Here is a 13,618-nt window from a genome sequence, read left to right on the forward strand (position 1 = left end):
CGAAAAAGCCGGGAGGATTTGCTGGCGATATGATCGCCGCAAACCCTCCCGATGCCGCTTGTTACCAGCAGATGCCTTCAGTCCGACCACTTGCGCTAGTGGCTTGGGACATGAAACCGACCAGGTCGATTACTTGCTTGCCGTGTGGAGCTTCCTGCGCCAGCGCGCGGAACTTCTCGTCACGGTTGCCGAGGATGATCACGTCGGAGTTGTTGATCACGTCGTCGAAATCGGCGTTGAGCAAGGACGAGACGTGAGGGATCTTCGACTCGATGTAATCCTTGTTCGCGCCGTGAACGCGGGCATATTCGACGTTGGTGTCGTAGATGCTCAGGTCGTAGCCCTTGCCGATCAGCATTTCCGCCAGATCAACCAGCGGGCTTTCGCGCAGGTCGTCAGTACCGGCCTTGAAGCTCAGACCCAGCAGGGCGACTTTGCGTTTTCCGTGGCTGGTGACGATGTCGAAGGCGTTCTGCACCTGGGACTCGTTACTGCGCATCAGCGAGTTGAGCAGCGGTGCTTCCACGTCCAGCGAACCGGCACGGTAGGTCAGGGCGCGAACGTCTTTCGGCAGGCAGGAGCCGCCGAACGCGAAGCCAGGGCGCATGTAGTACTGGGACAGGTTCAACGTCTTGTCCTGGCAAACCACTTCCATCACTTCGCGACCATCGACGCCGACAGCCTTGGCGATGTTGCCGATCTCGTTGGCGAAGGTCACCTTGGTGGCGTGCCACACGTTGCAGGTGTACTTGATCATCTCGGCCACTGCGATGTCCTTGCGGATGATCGGAGCATCGAGCTCTTCGTACAGCGATTGCAGAACGTCGCCCGAAGCCTTGTCGAACTCGCCGATGACGGTCATTGGCGGCAGGTCGTAATCGGCGATCGCGGTGCTTTCACGCAGGAACTCTGGGTTCACTGCTACGCCGAAATCGACGCCGGCTTTTTTGCCGGAGCAGTCTTCGAGGATCGGGATGACAACGTTTGCGACAGTGCCCGGCAGAACGGTGCTGCGAACCACGATAGTGTGGCGGGTGGTCTTGTCACGCAGGACAAAACCGATCTCGCGGCACACGGCTTCGATGTAGTTCAGTTCCAGATCGCCGTTCTTCTTGCTCGGCGTGCCAACGCAGATCATCGACAGATCGGTGGCGCGAATCGCCTCGGCGAAGTCGGTCGTACCGCGCAGGTGGCCCGTCTCGATGCCCTTCTGTAGAAGTTCGCCCAGACCCGGTTCAACAATCGGCGATTTGCCGGCGTTGATCATCTCGATCTTGTCTTTGGCGACATCGACGCCAACGACGTCATGGCCCCGTGCAGACAGGCAACCGGCACATACTGCACCGACGTAACCCAAACCAAATATGCTGATGCGCATCGCATTTACCTCTGTATTTATCAAGCCATCACATGGCCGGAGTTAATGGTGTTCAGCGGTCATAGTGCACTCGGAAGTGCGCCTTAAAGGCGCCACAATGCCGCGTGCAGGCATATAAGTTCCGAGTGTCTAAATAAGGTCACTCAAAATGTGCGCAACTAGGCTTTTATTGTTATGGCGTGCCCTGTTATGCAGCTGATCTTCTAATCAGAAGACATTCGTGCAAAGGTCTTGCGCGCTCAATGCCAGGCCAGAAGCCCGTAAATCAAGCGGTTTGGTGCTCAGGTGAGCACGTTTATAGGGGGCGCAGCCTTGGTCTTATAGGGGATATTTATGATGCTTATCACCTGTCCTTCATGTGTTGCCCAAATCAGGGACCCGTAAGCAGAAGTTAATGTGACAACTTTGCTATGTGAATCTCTACTCTGCGTAAGTTATCTCGTACAAGCGCCGAGAGAATGGTTACCGATGGTATGAGCGACGCGGTTGGACATAGTTCCTGTCCGCCCATCGCGAATTCTGAAATTTCTTGAAATATCGAAAAAGATGGCACTGCTCTCATATTGATAGCAACGCCTGTTTAACCCTTGATACATAGGGCTATTGCTGCATTAGATAGTTATGTGCCACTACCGATAAAAAAATTCAGTGCCACTACTGAAAAAAAACATCAAAGTCGAGTGAAACTAAAGTTAGAAAACCAGGTGATTGTTTTTTTGGCGCCAGTGTAATGGCGAATTGAGCGGGGAATTGTCGGACGATCGGATGTCGGCGCACGAATCGTTAATGAGGCGTGCACCGATCGGGGTGCCTTACTCTGGGGCGTGATCGCGCAGGAACACCAGATGGTTCGGTTTAGACTGCTCGGCGCTGTAGCGATAGCCTTGCAGGTCGAACTGCTTGAGGGCTGCCGGGTCGTTGATGCGTTCTTCTATAACGAAGCGACTCATTATGCCGCGGGCCTTTTTCGCGTAGAAGCTGATGATTTTGTACTGGCCGTTCTTCAGGTCCTTGAATTCGGTATTGATGATGCGCGCGTTCAGGGCGTTGCGTTTGACCGCCGAGAAGTACTCGTTGGAGGCCAGGTTCAGCAGCACGTCATCGCCTTGATCGGCCAGGGCTTCGTTCAGCCATTCGCTGATCCGTGTGCCCCAGAAGGCGTACAAGTCCTTGCCACGGGCATTCGTCAGTTTGGTCCCCATCTCCAGTCGATACGGCTGCATCAGGTCTAGCGGGCGCAGCAGGCCGTAAAGGCCGGACAACATGCGCAAGTGCTGCTGGGCGTAATCGAAATCGGCCTCGCTGAAGGTTTGAGCATTCAACCCGGTGTAGACGTCGCCCTTGAATGCGAGCAATGCCTGTTTGGCGTTGGCGGGGGAGAAAGCCGGCGTCCAGCTGCCGAAACGCGCGGCGTTGAGCCCGCCGATCTTGTCGGAGACGTGCATCAACTCGCTGATCTGCGCCGGGGTCAGTTCGCGCAATTGCAGGATCAGCTCCTGGGAATGGTCGAGGTATTGCGGCTGGGTGAAGCGCTGGGTCGCCGGCGGTGTTTCGTAATCGAGGGTCTTGGCGGGGGAAATCACCATCAGCATGAAGTCGTCTCCTTTAATCGTGGGGGCGATTCTAGGGGGTTGTCCTTGTTGACTCCAGCTATCAAGCCCATAGGTGATCGGCGGTTTTGCACAAACCCTGTAGGAGCGAGGCTTGCCCGCGAAGGCGGTGCCAACTGACACACCGCCTTCGCGGGCAAGCCTCGCTCCTACAGGGTTCAGTGTTGCTGCGGGAATGTGAGTGGGATCGGCTATAGTGCCGCGCGGGTTTTGTTATGGAGACATCCCATTGCGTATCGTTTTTCTAATCACGGCCTGGCTCTTGAGCTTCGGTGCCCTGGCCGGTCCGGGTGATGTGGCGACGCTTGATCGCAGCACCTGGCCCGAAAAGCTCAGCAGCCCGACCCTGTTTGACGTTGCGTCACGGGCCGAGATCCTGATGTTCGCCCGTGTTCTGCTGGCCAGCGAATCCCTCGATGAAGTGAGCCTGGCCCAGCGCCTGGGGTTGCGAACGGTCAATCTGGAGTCGATCAACAACCTGCGCCAGCGCCTGTGGCTGCGCCTGCTGGCCAACTACAACTTCGCCCAGCAGAGCTGCGATCAGGATGCCTCCTTCTGTTTCCTGGTCGAAGACATGGACACCCTGCGCCAGCAGGCCGCCAAGTTTCAGGTCAGCGATGAGAGCTACTACATAAAGTGGGCCGAGCCGAGCCGACTGTTCCATGCCCAGTACCTGGACGAGCAATTGCGCAAGGCGGCGCTGCTTCCGCAAGCCAGCAGTGAAGTTGATCGTTTTGGCGACTATGAGCGTAATGGCGACGCGATGCATGACCGGCTGTTTTTGCTGACTTTCGACAGCGCCGCCAATGCCACGCCGGACAACACGGCCTGGGCCACGGAATACCTGCGCAAGTCGAACATGAGCGGCACGTTCTTCGTCCTCGGCAAGGACATCCAGGCCCGTCTGGCTGATCGCTCGGTGGCCAGCCTGCAAGCGACTTACTCAAAGCAGTGCATTGGCGTGCAAGGCTGGGAGTTCCGCTCTCACAGCCACTGGCAGGACTGGCAGGATTCGGTGCGACGCAGTGTCGAACTGGTCAAAAGCAAACTGCCCGAGAACTACGTGCCATTGTTTCGGCCGCCCGATGGTCAGCGTCGTTCTGATGCTGAAGGCTTCTTCAGGTCCCAGGGCTTGCAGGTGGCGCTGTGGGATATCGATGCCCAGGACGGTGCCGGCAAGCTAAAGGCCAATCAGAGCGCGCAACGAGTGTTGAGTCTGATGCTGTTGTGGCGACACGGGGTGATCAACTTCAACGTGAAGCAGGATGCGCTGAAAACGGCGATGCCCTGGCTCATCACGCAAACGGCGCAAAGCGGAATCGGCTGGGAAGACTGTCAGGACGCGTTTCGCTGAAAACGGCGAAAGGCCGTAAACATTGGGCGAAGGGCGATTTTTGGTGAGGGTTCGATGCAGGCGGACTTCCGACTTTAACGGGGTGATGGCAATCCGCCTAGTGCTATTGGTCACTCTGAAAAATAAACTTCGAAAAAACGTCAAAGTACTTTTTTCTGTCACAGGTTTTGGAGTATTACGAAGACAGACCGCCGAAACCTGCAGACAGGTGGCGTCTTCCAAGACCCCATGTGTGCAGTTCACTTGCATTTCGCTTTTTGTAGGTCGTGCGGGGTGAATTCGGTGGCCACTTCGAGGCGCAGCACTGTCACGGTATTGCGTCGACTGGCTCCCACAAAGGTGACCGAGTATGGATGATCACGGACGTAGTTCTTCCTCCAACCAGCCAATCCTTTATGTACTCGATACCAACGTATTGATTCACGATCCAAACGCCCTGCTTAACTTCGAAGAACACCACGTCGCCATCCCGATGACCGTGCTTGAAGAGCTCGACAAGCTCAAGAGCGGGCATCACAGCGTGGCTGCAGAATGCCGTCAGGCCATACGCCTGATCGACAAGACCCTGGGCGACGCCAGCCCTCAAGATGTCGAGCTCGGGGTTCCGATCCAGCGTGGCAAAAGTGGACCCAAGGGCTTGCTGTCAATTCTGATGAGCAAGCGTGCCGAACCGAACATCATTCTGCCCGAGCACCTGAACGACAACATCATCATCAACCAGTTGATCGACTTGCACGCGCGCGAACCCAATCTGCCCGTGGTGCTGGTCACCAAAGACATCAACATGCGCCTCAAGGCCCGGGCTTGCGGGATCGCGGCCGAGGACTACAGCACCGACCAACTGGTCGACGACGTGTCATTGCTGCCCAACGGTTATCACAACATGACCGGCTCCTTCTGGGATCGCGTGAGGAATGTCGAAACCCGCCAGGATCACGGTCGCACCTGGCACCAGGTGCAGCTGATCGACAACCTGCCGGCGGTGCACATCAACGAGTTCATCATCGATGAACAGGGATTTGTCGGCTGGATCAAGGAAATCCAGAGCGACAAATTGCTGATTCTGGACCTGCATCAGGAACCCCTGTTGCACCAGGAAGCCTGGGGCCTGAAACCGCGTGACATTTATCAGAGCCTGGCGCTGTACGCCTTGCTTGATCCGGATATTCACCTGGTCAATCTGACCGGTGCGGCCGGTTCGGGTAAAACCATCCTCGCATTGGCGGCGGCGATCGAGCAGACCATGGTCAGCAAACGCTACCGGCGCATCATCGCGACGCGTAGCGTGCAGGGCCTGGACCAGGAGATCGGCTTCCTGCCCGGGACCGAAGCGGAAAAAATGGAGCCTTGGCTGGGCGCCATCACCGACAACCTCGAAGCCTTGCACATGGATGACGAAAACACCCATGGCAGCGTCGATTACATCCTCAGCAAAGTGCCGTTGCAGTTCAAATCCCTCAACTACATTCGAGGCCGCAGCTTCCAGCAGAGCCTGATCCTGATCGATGAATGCCAGAACCTCACGCCGCACCAGATGAAAACCATCATCACCCGTGCTGGTGCCGGCTCCAAAGTGGTGTGTCTGGGCAACCTGGCACAGATCGACACGCCATACCTGTCCGCGACCAGTTCCGGGCTGACGTACCTGACAGAGCGCTTCAAGGATTTCCCCAACGGGGTGCACATCACCCTGCAAGGGGTGCCACGTTCGATACTGGCCGAATACGCCGAAACGCATTTGTAACCTTCACCAAAAAACCGGGCGGCCTAAAAGCCGCCCGGTTTTTATCTACCGCATTTATCTAGTATTAAACTTGATTGTGCGCCTAACGTCCTTCAAGCATTCCTTGTCTATCTTTTCTGAGATGAAATTTACACATCTCCATATTTCCTTGGCCAAGGCAGTAGGATTTAGAGCGAGTTATTTCGGGTGCTATTCTATTCGTTGGAGATGCGAATTGACTCTGAAGAAAAAATATCGCGGTACTTTATGTGTAATAGCGCACCAAAAAATACTGCGCTAGCCCCAGAGACAACAAGTACGCCTCCGATTGAAACGAATGTTGATAGCCATGCTCCAAAAATTGGCCCGCTAATCATAAATATCAACATTAAACTACGGGTGGTTGCTGATACTGTTCCTAAACTAGATAAAGGACAGTATTTCTGAAGGGTTACGCCAAACCCTAAAGATGTCAGACCATATGCGTAACCTGCAATGGAAAACAGTAGTATGAGTATTGCTAGTGTTGCCAGATTACCTGGTTCAGTTAATAACCCTGCCGTCGCTACCATTATACCGAATGCAAATAGGGAGAGCGTCGAGCAGAAGAAGATTCTTTGGGGGTAAACTAATTTGAAACTCAGACCCGCAATGATTCCACCTAATGCGGTAGAGCTAACGATGACTCCAAATGCGTATGCATCGAGCCCTATGTTTTTTATATGTAGACTGAGTAGCGAATCATAGCATCCCAGTACGGCAGTTTGGATCAAAGCACAGATAAAAAATAGTTGTGTGGATGGGCCGGTGCTTAATAATACTTGCAGGGCTTTTAAACTCCCAAAGGATCGTTTCTCAGGTTCGTGTATCTTCTTCTGCCGGTTACTCATGGAAAGCAAAATCACACAAAATATCCCTAGCAGTGAAAAAAGTGCAGAAATAAAAAAGCCGTAAGCCTTGTCTGACATGCTTGCAATAACACCCGCTATTAAAGGTGAACAGACCTTAATAAATTGATCCATTACCGTGAACAGTGAAATATTACTGACCAGATCTTTATTTGTAAGCAGTTTTCTCGTCAAGATTATTTCTGCCGCACCAGAGCCAAGGTTCGACATTCCCTTAAGGCAGACTAATGTTAAGAAAATAGATTCAGAGTTCGCTCCAAATAAAAGGCAGGCAATGATAAATCTAAAGGTGAAGCTTATTAATAAAAATTTTACTGGGCTACTGTGGTCTGCTAAAGCACCGATTAATGGTCCCAAGAAAAGTGTTGGTAATCCATACAGTGCCGCTGCATATCCCAAAGTTTGTGGCGAAGCGTCATATGCAAATGTAAGTACAGTAAAAATTAAAATGAAGTCTACCCAAAGTGTTACAGAGCTACTAAATCGTACTCCACATAAATAGCCGTACCCGTTTACCTGGGGGAAACTCACTGTTCTATCCCCTTGGTGTTATACATTACGTTATCTACAACAAATGTGGATATATTATTGGTTGAGCAAAATAACTCAAGATCTGAAAGTGTGTTTATAAATCCTTTTCCTTTAAAGTTTAATGAGGTGTTACAAAGAACGCTGACCCCTGCCTGCTTTTTGAATTCCAACAATAGCTCATACATTTTAATGTTGTCTTGACGGCTGATGGTTTGAACTCTTGCTGTTCCATCAATGTGAGTAATTGCTTTGAGTCGTTTGTCAATTACATGATAAAACGACAGCATGAATTTACTTTGAGTACAGTTCTCAAAGTAAAGCTTAGCATCCTCCTCTATGCAGATAGGAGCTACTGGACGATAGTGCTCTCTTTTTTTTATGGAGTTTAGTTTTTCAGTGGTGTTCACAGAAAATGGTGCCGCTATTATTGATCTATTACCCAGGGCCCTAGGTCCTATTTCGCAATTTCCCTGAACCCAACAAATAATCTCTCCGGCAAGAAGCGCTTTGCACACGCGTTCAAGTACCAATGGACTTGACGAAAATAAGAATTTCTTTGCGTGATTGAAAATAAAAGGTTGTCCTGAATAAACGGACCATTCAAGTTTGGATTTGCCAGTTAATAAATTTTGCGCAATGGCAGACGCCCCGATACCGACACCGGTATCATTTGTGCAGGGTGGAATCTTCACATTCTCCGCGAAAGTTGTGCCGAGAGAGTGTGGTGGCTCCCTCGGCATTGGCCGAAATTAATTGACCAGTTTTGATTTCAGTTTCGCAGGCGTAATTAGAATGTTGTAAGCGTTGTTGGAAAGAGCAGTTAGTCGAGTTTGCAGATTTGCTTTGCGCATAATAAGAACCTCTTAGTTTTTTTGGGTTGAAGTCATTTGACTTCATTTGCGAAGCTATTCGCCTTGTAATTGGTAGTCAATAACGCGACTTGTAGGAGGGTTCGTGTTTGGTGGGTTTAAACGTCCTACGCCAAACTCCTACTTAAAGCAATTTTTTTAAGGTAATCAGCTTATTGCGGATATACACTTCAACCGCACTTGCTCCGATGTATTCTGAGAAGGTCTTAATTGGTAGCATTTAGTTACGTAATGGCCTCGTTGGGAGTTCAACCAATACCAGAAAAATATTGGCCAAGAAGAGGAGAAGAATCCCGATCGACGAATGCCAGAAGCTCACGCCGCACCAGACGAAAACCATCATCACCCGTGCTGGTGCCGGCTCCAAAGTGGTGTGTCTGGGCAACCTGGCACAGATCGACACGCCTTACCTGTCCGCGACCAGCTCCGGGCTGACGTACCTGACAGAGCGCTTCAAGGATTTCCCCAACGGGGTGCACATCACCCTGCAAGGGGTGCCACGTTCGATACTGGCCGAATACGCCGAAACGCATTTGTAACTTCCTCAACAGAGCCGGGCGGCCTGCGCAGGCCGCCCGGTTTTTTTATGGCCGAAATTTGACCCACAGGTTTACAATCGGGGCTCCTGATCAGGAGTATCCCTGTGCTGACTCATCTCGATTCCCAAGGTCGCGCCAATATGGTCGACGTCACTGAAAAAGCCGTAACGTTCCGTGAAGCGACGGCCCAAGCGCTGGTGCGCATGCTGCCCGAAACCCTGCAGATGATCGTCAGCGGCGGTCACCCCAAGGGTGATGTGTTCGCCGTGGCGCGTATCGCCGGTATTCAGGCGGCGAAGAAAACCAGCGATCTGATCCCTCTGTGCCATCCGCTGCTGCTCACCGGCGTCAAGGTCGAGCTCAGTGCCGAAGGCGACGACACCGTGCGCATCGTCGCGCGCTGCAAGTTGTCCGGGCAGACCGGCGTAGAGATGGAAGCCCTGACCGCCGCCAGCGTCGCGGCGCTGACTATCTATGACATGTGCAAGGCCGTGGATCGCGGCATGACCATCGAAAGCGTGCGGTTGCTGGAGAAACTCGGTGGCAAGAGCGGCCATTACCAGGCGGATCAGCCATGAACGTCACCGTGAAGTTTTTTGCCCGTTACCGTGAAGCACTCGGCGTGGACTCGGTCAAGGTTGAAGGTGATTTCGCCACGGTCGACGATGTGCGTGCACTGCTGGCCCAGCGTGACGGTGCCGAGGTGCTGAGCGAGCAGAACCTGATGTGTGCCCGCAACGAAGACTTGTGCCAGCTCGATGAGCCGGTGGGCGATGGCGATGAAGTGGCATTTTTTCCGACCGTGACCGGAGGCTGAACCATGGCGATTCGCGTGCAGTCCACGGCGTTCGATCCGGGTGCTGAAGTCAACGCCATGCACGCCGCCAATGTCGGCGTCGGTGCGGTGGTGAGTTTTGTCGGCTATGTTCGCGACTTCAATGACGGGCTCGACGTCGCCGGGATGTTCCTGGAGCACTACCCGGGCATGACCGAAAAGGCCCTCGGCAAGATCGCCACAGAGGCTGAGCAGCGCTGGCCACTGCTCAAACTTGAAGTGTTGCATCGCATCGGCGCGCTGGAACCGGGTGAACCGATCGTCTTCGTCGGCGCTGCCAGCGCCCATCGCCAGGCCGCGTTCGATGCCTGCGCCTTTGTCATGGACTACCTGAAAACCCGCGCACCGTTCTGGAAGAAAGAAAACACCCGTGATGGGGCACGTTGGGTTGAAGGGCGTGACAGCGATCATGCTGCGGCGGATCGCTGGAAGCAGTAAGTTCTTTTGACGCCTGCAAATACGCCTTCGCAACACCCGATCTCCTCCCGACCACCGGCCAGCACATCTCCAGTTCCCCCGATTGACGATCTGTACATAAAAGTCCAGTATGGAATTATATGTACAAAAAAGCCTTCCCCCCTTTTTAGTTTTTTCTTTTGTCTTGCCAAACCAACAACAACCCGCGAGAGAACGAACATGAAGAAACTCCCCCTCATTACCGGTCTGGCTCTGAGCCTGTTGGCGTGCAGCTCCTTGTTCGCCGCCGATAAAACCCTGCGCATCGGCATCGAAGCAGCTTATCCACCGTTCGCGTCCAAAACCGACAAAGGCGAGATTGTCGGTTTCGACTACGACATCGGCAATGCCCTGTGCGCGCAGATGAAGGTCAAGTGCGTATGGGTCGAAGGTGAGTTCGACGGTCTGATTCCTTCCCTTAAAGTGAAGAAAATCGACATGGCGCTGTCGTCCATGACCATCAACGAAGACCGTAAGAAGTCGGTAGATTTCACCCACAAGTACTACTTCACCTCATCGCGTCTGGTGATGAAGGACGGCGCGGTCGTGGATGACCAGTACGCGAGCCTCAAGGGCAAGACTGTCGGCGTGCAGCGAGCAACCACCACGGACCGTTACGCCACCGAGGTTTTTGAACCGAAGGGTATCAACGTCAAGCGTTACGGCAACAACGAAGAGATTTACATGGATCTGGCCGCCGGCCGCCTCAATGCCATTTTTGCCGACACCATTCCACTGAATGACTTCCTGACGCTGCCCCGTGGCAAAGGTTATGCGTTTGTCGGGCCGGAGCTCAAAGATCCGAAATACGTGGGCGAGGGCGCCGGGATTGCGGTGCGCAAGGGCAACATTGAATTGGTCTCCGAACTGAACACTGCCATCGATGGCATTCGTGCCAGTGGCGAATACCAGCAGATTTCAGAAAAGTACTTCAAGTCTGATATCTACGGCGACTGATCAATCGCCAGCGGGGGCTTTTTCACGAAAGTCCCCGCGCGGTTCCGATTGTTGAAAAATGCTTCAAAGTTAATCCCTTCTTAACCGGCTCGTCGTCTATTCCCCTACCCAGCTGTGCGCGCCGGACTCTCAAAGGTCAGGGCCAGCGTGTAGACTTGGGGCAATCGATATTCAGAAGGGAAACGCAATGAGCGAGGAAACAATGCGGTTGGGCCGTGAACGGCGCTATCTGGTGTTGCTGGGCATCATCTGCCTGGCGCTGATCGGCGGCGCGCTGTACATGCAAATTGTTCTGGGCGAGGCGCCATGCCCGCTGTGCATCCTGCAACGTTATGCGTTGCTGCTGATCGCGCTCTTCGCGTTCATCGGCGCGGCCACGCGCACCCGTCGCAGCATCACGGTATTTGAAACCCTGGTGGTGATCTGCGCCCTGGCAGGCGTCGGGGTGGCCGGGCATCACGTCTATACCCAGTTCTACCCGGCGGTCAGCTGCGGCATCGATGTGCTGCAACCGATTGTCGACGGCCTGCCACTGGCGAAGATCTTCCCGCTGGGCTTCCAGGTCGACGGCTTCTGCTCCACGCCGTACCCGCCGATCCTCGGTCTGTCCCTCGCTCAATGGGCGCTGCTGGCCTTTGTGCTGGTCGTGGTGCTGGTGCCGCTGCTCACTTCGCGTAACCGCAAAGCGCTGCGCTGAGGCCATCCGCCGCGTCGCTGCGTCACATAAAAAAACGCTCCGGTCCTCATTGAGAGGGCCGGGGCGTTTTGCATTTTAGGGCTCAGGCAAAATGACCTTGATGCGCGACAAGTCTGGGTGCGACATATGTGCGACATGTTGTCACAGCAGGAGTATCGCAAGGCATTTCGGTCCGCCGAATTGGTAGCGTGTCACGCAACAAAATTGGCCTTTTTCAGCGTCGGGCGACTTCTACCTGAAAAATCCACAACAGACAGTTTTAACAGGCCTTGGCGAATAGCCAGAGCCCTTGTCACATAGGGGCTTGGGCGGGGTCGAGGAAGGAAGCAGAGCCTTCGATACTGTCTGAACTGCCTGAGGTAGACCTACAAATTTTGGTGTTTTTGTTGAGAATCAATTTCGATACCATGGCGCACTTTTGCAAATACCGTTATTGATTGTTGCTGGAATGGATAAAAATTATTTCGGGATGAGACATGGTTTATAAAACGTTACATATCTACAATCGCCCGCACTGAATTCCCGGCACTGCTCATCCCTGAGCAGGAATAGGGCGTCGAGAGGCCAATGGGCTTCATGCGACTCCCAGGTGTCGGTGCCTTCCAATTATCCGCACCAAATGGAATTGGTCTGTAACAAGGCCTTTGACCACGTATTCGAATAAGAACTCAACGCTGGCCCAGGATTTGTCGAACAGCGTCTGACGCGCGACGGGCAGCCACTTATTCAATCCAAGAAAAATGCCAACCCTTGGCAGGGTGAAGTGTTGGCGATCAAAACCCAACTGCATTGCGCAAGCTGCTTTAGAGGTCGTGAGATGAGTAAAAACAGGTACCCCAGGCTACTAGGCTTATTGCCGCTGATTGGCACGTTGCTGCTGTCAGGCTGCAACATGACCTTGCTCAATCCAACGGGCCAGGTTGGCCTTGAGCAGCGAAACCTGATCATCACCGCAACGCTGCTGATGCTGTTGGTCGTGGTCCCGGTCATCGTCATGACCTTCCTGTTCGCCTGGAAATACCGCGCGACCAACACTAACGCCGTGTACACGCCGAAGTGGTCGCACTCCACCAAGATCGAAATCGCGGTGTGGGCTGTTCCAGTGCTGATCATCATTGCTCTGGGTTACGTCACCTACGTGTCGACCCACGCTCTGGACCCTTACAAGCCGCTGGAATCCGACGTCAAGCCGATCACCATCGAAGTGGTCTCGCTGGACTGGAAGTGGGTGTTCATCTATCCGGAGCAGGGCATCGCCACGGTCAACAAGATCGTGTTCCCGACGAATACCCCGGTCAACTTCAAGGTGACGTCGGACTCGGTAATGAACTCGTTCTTCATTCCGGGCCTGGGCGGCCAGATCTACGCGATGGCCGGCATGCAGACCAAGTTGCACCTGATTGCCAACCGTGACGCTGAAATGGAAGGCATCTCTGCCAACTACAGCGGCGCAGGTTTCACCGGCATGAAATTCAAAGCGATCTCAACTTCTCAGGAGAATTTCGACGCCTGGGTAAGCGACGTCAAAAAGGCACCTAAACAGCTGGAAAAAGCTGAATACGAAGCCCTTACCAAGCCAAGCCAGAACAACCCAGTCGAGCTCTACTCCTCGGTCACGCCAAACCTGTTCCAGATCATCGTCGACAAGTACGAAGGGATGAAGCCGGGCAAGCCGCACCACGAGAAGAAAGAGAAAGAAGTGGCCCATATGGAAGGGATGGACATGAGTTCGCATTCAGCCGCCGGGGCAGAGGAGTAAAC

At 53.6% G+C, this 13,618-nt stretch carries 12 protein-coding genes and 1 pseudogene; 9 read left to right on the plus strand and 4 right to left on the minus strand.

Going from position 1 to position 13,618, the window contains the following annotated elements; all coding sequences use genetic code 11:
• Window positions 1–61: 61 nt before the first annotated feature.
• Both ACYZT3_RS06055 and yaaA read right to left on the minus strand, forming a co-directional pair.
• Window positions 62–1,378, minus strand: a complete 1,317-nt coding sequence (locus ACYZT3_RS06055; RefSeq protein ID WP_462031711.1) for a nucleotide sugar dehydrogenase — start codon at window positions 1,376–1,378, stop codon at window positions 62–64.
• 812 nt (window positions 1,379–2,190) lie between these two features.
• Complete coding sequence (gene yaaA / locus ACYZT3_RS06060; protein WP_282375213.1) at window positions 2,191–2,970, minus strand: peroxide stress protein YaaA; 780 nt, start codon at window positions 2,968–2,970, stop codon at window positions 2,191–2,193.
• 247 nt (window positions 2,971–3,217) lie between these two features.
• Here yaaA and ACYZT3_RS06065 point away from each other — a divergent pair, with 247 nt between their 5' ends.
• Together ACYZT3_RS06065 and ACYZT3_RS06070 are read left to right on the plus strand one after the other, a co-directional pair.
• The gene (locus ACYZT3_RS06065) at window positions 3,218–4,342 is read left to right on the plus strand and encodes a polysaccharide deacetylase family protein (protein ID WP_282375214.1); all 1,125 of its coding nucleotides are present in this window, start codon (window positions 3,218–3,220) and stop codon (window positions 4,340–4,342) included.
• Between the two features lie 349 nt (window positions 4,343–4,691).
• Window positions 4,692–6,086: a PhoH family protein gene (locus tag ACYZT3_RS06070; RefSeq protein WP_282375216.1), complete on the plus strand. Its 1,395-nt coding sequence runs from the start codon at window positions 4,692–4,694 to the stop codon at window positions 6,084–6,086.
• A gap of 194 nt (window positions 6,087–6,280) precedes the next feature.
• On the opposite strand, the gene ACYZT3_RS06075 is transcribed toward ACYZT3_RS06070, so the two are convergent.
• Both ACYZT3_RS06075 and ACYZT3_RS06080 read right to left on the minus strand, forming a co-directional pair.
• Window positions 6,281–7,504: an MFS transporter gene (locus ACYZT3_RS06075; RefSeq protein WP_282375217.1), complete on the minus strand. Its 1,224-nt coding sequence runs from the start codon at window positions 7,502–7,504 to the stop codon at window positions 6,281–6,283.
• Entirely contained in the window at window positions 7,501–8,196 is a 696-nt protein-coding gene (locus tag ACYZT3_RS06080) for a carbamoyltransferase C-terminal domain-containing protein (RefSeq protein WP_282375218.1), read from the minus strand. The genes ACYZT3_RS06075 and ACYZT3_RS06080 overlap by 4 nt, the downstream gene beginning before the upstream one ends.
• Before the next feature lie 467 nt (window positions 8,197–8,663).
• On the opposite strand from ACYZT3_RS06080, the pseudogene ACYZT3_RS06085 reads away from it, so the two are divergent.
• The 7 genes and pseudogenes from ACYZT3_RS06085 to cyoA form a co-directional block, all read left to right on the plus strand.
• Window positions 8,664–8,912, plus strand: a pseudogene (locus tag ACYZT3_RS06085) (PhoH family protein); the annotation flags it as partial.
• Between the two features lie 104 nt (window positions 8,913–9,016).
• A complete protein-coding gene (gene moaC / locus ACYZT3_RS06090; protein WP_282375219.1) occupies window positions 9,017–9,490 on the plus strand; it encodes a cyclic pyranopterin monophosphate synthase MoaC in 474 nt (157 codons plus the stop codon).
• The gene (gene moaD / locus ACYZT3_RS06095; RefSeq protein WP_282375220.1) at window positions 9,487–9,729 is read left to right on the plus strand and encodes a molybdopterin converting factor subunit 1; all 243 of its coding nucleotides are present in this window, start codon (window positions 9,487–9,489) and stop codon (window positions 9,727–9,729) included. The genes moaC and moaD overlap by 4 nt, the downstream gene beginning before the upstream one ends.
• Before the next feature lie 3 nt (window positions 9,730–9,732).
• Window positions 9,733–10,185: a molybdopterin synthase catalytic subunit MoaE gene (moaE, locus tag ACYZT3_RS06100; RefSeq protein WP_150798856.1), complete on the plus strand. Its 453-nt coding sequence runs from the start codon at window positions 9,733–9,735 to the stop codon at window positions 10,183–10,185.
• 198 nt (window positions 10,186–10,383) lie between these two features.
• The gene (locus ACYZT3_RS06105) at window positions 10,384–11,160 is read left to right on the plus strand and encodes an ABC transporter substrate-binding protein (RefSeq protein WP_282375222.1); all 777 of its coding nucleotides are present in this window, start codon (window positions 10,384–10,386) and stop codon (window positions 11,158–11,160) included.
• A 187-nt stretch (window positions 11,161–11,347) separates the two neighbouring features.
• Window positions 11,348–11,857 carry a disulfide bond formation protein B gene (locus ACYZT3_RS06110; protein ID WP_282375223.1) on the plus strand — a complete coding sequence of 170 codons (510 nt, stop codon included), beginning with the start codon at window positions 11,348–11,350 and terminating at the stop codon, window positions 11,855–11,857.
• Window positions 11,858–12,674: 817 nt separating this feature from the next.
• On the plus strand, window positions 12,675–13,616 hold the full coding sequence (gene cyoA / locus ACYZT3_RS06115) for a ubiquinol oxidase subunit II (protein WP_462031712.1): 942 nt from the start codon (window positions 12,675–12,677) through the stop codon (window positions 13,614–13,616).
• The last annotated feature ends 2 nt before the right edge of the window (window positions 13,617–13,618 follow it).

It is taken from the genome of Pseudomonas sp. MDT1-16 (genome assembly GCF_054898115.1).

Excerpts from the sequence above, each read along its gene's own strand:
- moaD (WP_282375220.1), top strand. The coding sequence starts at position 9,487 with ATGAACGTCACCGTGAAGTTTTTTGCCCGTTACCGTGAAGCACTCGGC.
- ACYZT3_RS06110 (WP_282375223.1), top strand. The coding sequence starts at position 11,348 with ATGAGCGAGGAAACAATGCGGTTGGGCCGTGAACGGCGCTATCTGGTG.
- yaaA (WP_282375213.1), bottom strand. The coding sequence starts at position 2,970 with ATGCTGATGGTGATTTCCCCCGCCAAGACCCTCGATTACGAAACACCG.
- cyoA (WP_462031712.1), top strand. The coding sequence starts at position 12,675 with ATGAGTAAAAACAGGTACCCCAGGCTACTAGGCTTATTGCCGCTGATT.
- ACYZT3_RS06105 (WP_282375222.1), top strand. The coding sequence starts at position 10,384 with ATGAAGAAACTCCCCCTCATTACCGGTCTGGCTCTGAGCCTGTTGGCG.
- ACYZT3_RS06055 (WP_462031711.1), bottom strand. The coding sequence starts at position 1,378 with ATGCGCATCAGCATATTTGGTTTGGGTTACGTCGGTGCAGTATGTGCC.
- ACYZT3_RS06070 (WP_282375216.1), top strand. The coding sequence starts at position 4,692 with ATGGATGATCACGGACGTAGTTCTTCCTCCAACCAGCCAATCCTTTAT.
- moaE (WP_150798856.1), top strand. The coding sequence starts at position 9,733 with ATGGCGATTCGCGTGCAGTCCACGGCGTTCGATCCGGGTGCTGAAGTC.